This is a genomic window from Nostoc paludosum FACHB-159 (assembly GCF_014698835.1).
Taxonomy (GTDB): Bacteria; Cyanobacteriota; Cyanobacteriia; order Cyanobacteriales; family Nostocaceae; genus Nostoc; species Nostoc paludosum.
On record NZ_JACJTU010000132.1, the window covers coordinates 1 to 5,071 of the forward strand.

The following is a 5,071-nucleotide window of genomic DNA, read 5'->3' on the forward strand; positions in this document are numbered from 1 at the left end:
AATCCCTAAAATTTGTTTTGTCCGGTGGGGATATTTCTGGATATAATCAAAAACCATAACTAATATCGAAAAATGGTAGACGCTCAATTTAACGTTTTACCATTTTTCTTTTCCTAAGTTAATATTTCGGACAAGTCTAGTGTAAAAAATACCAAAGCATTCGATAATCAACATAATTACTCTGGCTGTTTATGCCGAAAGTATTATTAAGCCAGTCTCTGGCAGCCTGATGACTGGAATGGCGAAACAAAATTGTAATATGTTCGGCATTGGGGATAATAACGAGCTTTCTTGCTTTACCCTGAGTAAAGTTGTGGTTTTCTCCACCACCAGACACCAGTAAACGCTGTGCGTTGGCAACAAATCTATTTTCCCAACTCCCTGCTTGTAATAAAAGATTTCGGGGTACGTTTGGCGTAATTGAAGCGCCTGTAGGTGAAACTGCTACAGTTGCAGCATAGCGATCTACTTGATTGATGGCAGCAGACATGACAGCTCCACTACCCATTGAGTGTCCTAATGTAGCCAAACGCGATTTATCTACCTCTGGTTGCTCTAGTAGTACTGTGTAAGCAACATTTAAATTCTCTTTTAGAGAATTGTTTTTTAGTGGTTTGGTGTTAGCACCATGACTATCAAAATCCCAGAGCATAACAGCATAACCCGCATGAGCCAAAGTATAGGCATAACCAAGCATTAATTGTTTCGAGCCTGCATAACCATGTGCGATTAAAACACCAGGAACATTTTGAGCATTCTGTGGTGCTACATATAACAAAGGCACTCCCAGACGTTCCATTTGACGGCTCACCAGAGAAGTTTGCGCTCTTAGCACACCCCACCATGAAAGAGTAATTAACACTACTGCTACAATTGCTAATACTAAACTGTGATTTGTTTTCATAAAGAATATTACTAATACTTCAATTATCCTTGATTCGTATTCTTTCAGCAGCCACTAGTATTAAAACAATGGCTTAATGTTTAATCCAAGATAGAAAGGTTTGTTAATCAACAAGTTCTTATCAGATTAATTCTGAGAACATTTGTTCTAGAATATCTTGGAGTAATTCTGGCTCCGAGGGATACAGAGAAACTGGGCCAGCAAGAAATTCCTGAATAGTCAGTTGATGCTGTTGAAAATCTTTGACAAAATCCCGGATTTCAGAAACAGCCTGAATTTGAGATTCGATGGCTTCGACCATCCCGGCTACAGCATCAATACCTTGTTTTTTAGCTTTTCGAGAGCTAGAAAACATTGCTCCTTCAGGAGTATTTTTAGCCAACCGTAGTTCCCGTTTCAAGTTTTCATATTGAACTTGAAGAATTTGATTTTGCTGTTCTAGATGGCGACATTTTCGAGTTAAATCATCTTCATTATTGAAATCAATCCTTTCCCCAACTTGTTGACGAGATTCAATTTCTAGCAGCCTTGCCAAATCTCCTTCTTGGTAGGCACTATTGATTTCCTGCATGATTTCGGTATGATATTTTTGCGTTTCGCTATCTTGTGCCTTATCGGGGTGAAATATTTCAGCTAACCGCAAAAATGTGGAGCGAATTTTTTGCTGTGTCTCGGTTCTAGCTCCAGCCCCAAATGAAGTGTAATCTTGTGCTTGACAATGTTGATTTTGATGGGGATTTTGAGCAGATTCGGTGGAAAAATCTTCTTCCATAGGAAAAAACTCTTGGTTTAGCTCTTGTTGGAATTGCTCTGTATCGGGTTTGATGCTGATAATTCCAGCAGACTGTAGTTGACGATAAACTGCTTGTATTTTCTTAAGAGTTTGTTTACCAAATTTTCTAGTAGTAAAAATAGTTTCAAACAAAGCGTGAATTTCCTGGTCGAGTTGGGTCATTTTTTGGAAGCTGGGATTAGCCCGATGCACAACTTCTGTGGCAAGAGTTCGCGCCTTTTCGACAAAGTTATTTAGTTCAGTCCGCTTTTTCTTAATCTGCTTGAGGATGGATTGGTGCTGTTTTTCTAAATATTCCAAGCGCAGATGCAATTCGGAAAGAGCCAGTCCGTTTGCAACCGTAGACTCGGTTGAAGGTTTAGTGGTTCGAGGCATAGAAGATTTATGCTGTTTCCAAGATGAAAAGAATGATAGAGATACAAGCATCTCATTGATGATACACGAATAGATAAATCTTGGAACTCTAGCGGGTTCTTGGTAAAAGTTTCACTGTTAGAACAAGAACGCTCGCTCCATAAAATTACATTCCTCGGATGAGATTTTTGTCAGGGTATTTGATTTATAATTTTGAGTCGGTCTAATTTTGGAGAATTTTGAAAGTTGTATGTCCAGCCTAAGTTCAGACATGGTGCGCCTCTATCTACAAGAAATTGGTCAGTTCCCGTTATTAACCTCTGACCAAGAAATAACTTATGGTAGGCTTGTACAACAAATGATTGCCCTTGAGCAGCAACAGCAGCAGTTGAGTCAACAATTGCATCGCCAACCAACAGCAACAGAATTAGCCGATTTTGTAAATAAAAGTGAAATAGAAATCAATCAAATCTTTGAGCAAGGTAAACGAGCCAAGCAAAAGATGATTACAGCAAACCTGCGACTGGTGGTTTCAATCGCTAAAAAATACCAGCGTCGCAATCTGGAATTTTTGGATTTAGTTCAAGAAGGGGCAATTGGTTTACAAAGAGGAATAGAGAAGTTTGACCCTAACCGAGGCTACAAATTATCAACTTACGCATATTGGTGGGTAACTCAAGCAATCACCAGAGCGATCGCTGAAAAATCTCGGACGGTGAGACTACCAATTCACGTTAACGAGAAACTCAATCAAATAAAGAAAGTACAGCGAGAATTGTTTCAAACACTAGGTCGTCATGCTAGTGTCACGGAAATTGCTCAAAAATTGGACATAGAGCCAAGCCAGATTCGAGAATACCTTAAAGTTGCTAGTGGGACAGTTTCTCTAGATTTGAAGGTGGGTGACAATCAAGAAACTGAACTGAGCGAACTTTTAGCCTCGGAAAGCATTTCGCCGGATGAACACATCACTCAACTTTTGTTGCGTCAAGATTTAAGTGATTTGTTAGCATCACTAAAACCAGTGCAGCGCGAAGTACTAATTTTGCGCTTTGGGCTGTTAGATAATCAAGAACGAAGTTTGGCTCAGATTGGAGAAAAGCTCAATCTCAGTCGAGAGCGAGTGCGTCAAATCCAGCAGCAGGCAATGACTGCGCTACGCCGTCAACAACCGTCTATTGGGCAGTATCTAACTTCTTGAAAAATGCGGTGGTGTTGTCTCAGGTGCATTAATTCTCTTGAGTTAGCTGTGCCTGTAACTGTTGTACTCGCTCTACAGTTAACCCTGTTACTCGCACAATTGCCTCACTTGCCATTCCCTCGCGCAATAAATTTATCGCTACTTTCTCTAAAGCTTTTTGTTCCCAACTAGTGACAATTTCCATAATTTCCTCTTGCTGTGTTAACCCCATTGTATCGATAGCTGCTTGGAAAGTTTGCTCTTCGGCCGCATCCAGCCGTAAATACGTATCAACAAACCCAGAAATTAATTGCATCCGGGCTGGGTCTAATTTTAGCGTTACGAGCAACCGCAAACATTCTGCTTTGACCTGTGGACGCTCCTGCTTGGAAATATTCATCTTTGACATCAACGCTGCTGCAACTGGATTAGGCTGGGTTAGAAAATCCCGCCAGCTTAAACGATTGAGTTGAATTGCTGCAAATTGAAACTCCAGTACATTAAAGTCACCAAATGTGACGCGATAAATTTGTGGTTCAGGACGCTTTGGTTCATCAAAAGAAAAAATAACAACTGGGTAAATCGGTAAGTCGTATTTTTCATGCAACCGAGCAAAATATTTAAACATTCGTTTAGCAAATACTTTCTCAGTATAAGATTGATTTTCAACGTGAATCAAAAAACAAGTGTCTTGCTGCTCGAAGCGGCATTGAGCGAGTAAATCAATTTCCTTCTTTTCTCCAGAGGTGACATCGGTAAACATTTCTTGCGGTAAAAACTGAATGGAATCGCGGTCTATTTGACTAGCTACTTGCGGGAGAAATAAATCAAGAAACTCAACAAAAAAGGTGGATAATAATTCTTTGAAGAGGCGGTCATGGTCAATCATAATTTTTGTATTTTTTGAATTATTGATAGTAATTATATAAATATTATACTTTAATTAATTAATAGTAAGTTAAGCTTTTATATTAGATAAAATAAAAATGTGGCGATTCCACTAGTGAATCGCCTTTGTCCTAATTACAGTCTTTTTTCCTGTGGTATAGCTACCCCACTAAATACCTAATAAGAAGCAGAGCTATCGCTGCAATCCGATGCTGAATTGACTGCGGAGGATTCTTGAAAAATCGTTTCAAATCTCGACTTTTGATTTGATAACAAGACGAACAACGTTGTTTGGCTTTGCTATTATTTTTTGCATATATGTTAAAATTTTTATGAGGAACTTAAAGCACTGCTAAAACTGTCTAAAACAAATGTGTTTTTGAGAAAAGTTTTAGGTTGAATAATGGCGCAGAACACAAATCGTCAAAATGGGTATTTAGCAGCAGTTGTAGGCGGACTAATCGGGGCTGTGGCGTTGATGAATTTTGGTATCTATCTAGGGATTGCTTATGTGAAAAATTTCATGCCAAATGCTGAACTCGAAGGAGTAATTCCACCTTTTATTGGTTATGTTGCTGGGTGGTGGATAGGAGAAGTAGTCGGTTGTTGGCTGGCTTTGCGTTGGCGGCATCACCGTAAAGCAGGGAAAACCGCTAGGGTCTTGGCAATTGTGACTCCCTTGGGAATCATCTTTTGCTTTGTGGTTTATTCTGCTGTTTTCAACTGGTTAAGTGGCAGAGTTAACGAGTTACAATTTGCACATCTATATGAAATAATTCGCTCGGTAACTGCTGCTGGTTTTGCCATAGCTTTAGCATGGGTAGCACGATTTTGGACAAAGCCTTATCTCAGATCTTGCACCTCGAAATAGTAATGTCAATTCCATGACTAAGTGCTAAGGGTCGGAGCCGTTCAATATCCAGTAGTAATAAAGACAAGACTAAATGAGGTA

Annotated in this window: 5 protein-coding genes; 2 read left to right on the forward strand and 3 right to left on the reverse strand. The window is 39.4% G+C overall.

Features of this window, described 5'->3' with window-relative positions; all coding sequences use genetic code 11:
* Nucleotides 1–136 precede the first annotated feature (136 nt).
* The gene (locus H6H03_RS39130; protein ID WP_190960348.1) at nt 137–904 is read right to left on the reverse strand and encodes an alpha/beta fold hydrolase; all 768 of its coding nucleotides are present in this window, start codon (nt 902–904) and stop codon (nt 137–139) included.
* A gap of 121 nt (nt 905–1,025) precedes the next feature.
* Complete coding sequence (locus tag H6H03_RS39135; RefSeq protein WP_190960349.1) at nt 1,026–2,072, reverse strand: J domain-containing protein; 1,047 nt, start codon at nt 2,070–2,072, stop codon at nt 1,026–1,028.
* Nucleotides 2,073–2,301: 229 nt separating this feature from the next.
* Here H6H03_RS39135 and H6H03_RS39140 point away from each other — a divergent pair, with 229 nt between their 5' ends.
* Entirely contained in the window at nt 2,302–3,252 is a 951-nt protein-coding gene (locus H6H03_RS39140) for an RpoD/SigA family RNA polymerase sigma factor (RefSeq protein ID WP_190960350.1), read from the forward strand.
* A 28-nt stretch (nt 3,253–3,280) separates the two neighbouring features.
* Here H6H03_RS39140 and H6H03_RS39145 read toward each other — a convergent pair whose 3' ends face one another.
* Complete coding sequence (locus H6H03_RS39145) at nt 3,281–4,120, reverse strand: Rpn family recombination-promoting nuclease/putative transposase (RefSeq protein ID WP_190960351.1); 840 nt, start codon at nt 4,118–4,120, stop codon at nt 3,281–3,283.
* Between the two features lie 402 nt (nt 4,121–4,522).
* On the opposite strand from H6H03_RS39145, the gene H6H03_RS39150 reads away from it, so the two are divergent.
* Nucleotides 4,523–4,990 carry a hypothetical protein gene (locus tag H6H03_RS39150; RefSeq protein ID WP_190960352.1) on the forward strand — a complete coding sequence of 156 codons (468 nt, stop codon included), beginning with the start codon at nt 4,523–4,525 and terminating at the stop codon, nt 4,988–4,990.
* Nucleotides 4,991–5,071: the final 81 nt, after the last annotated feature.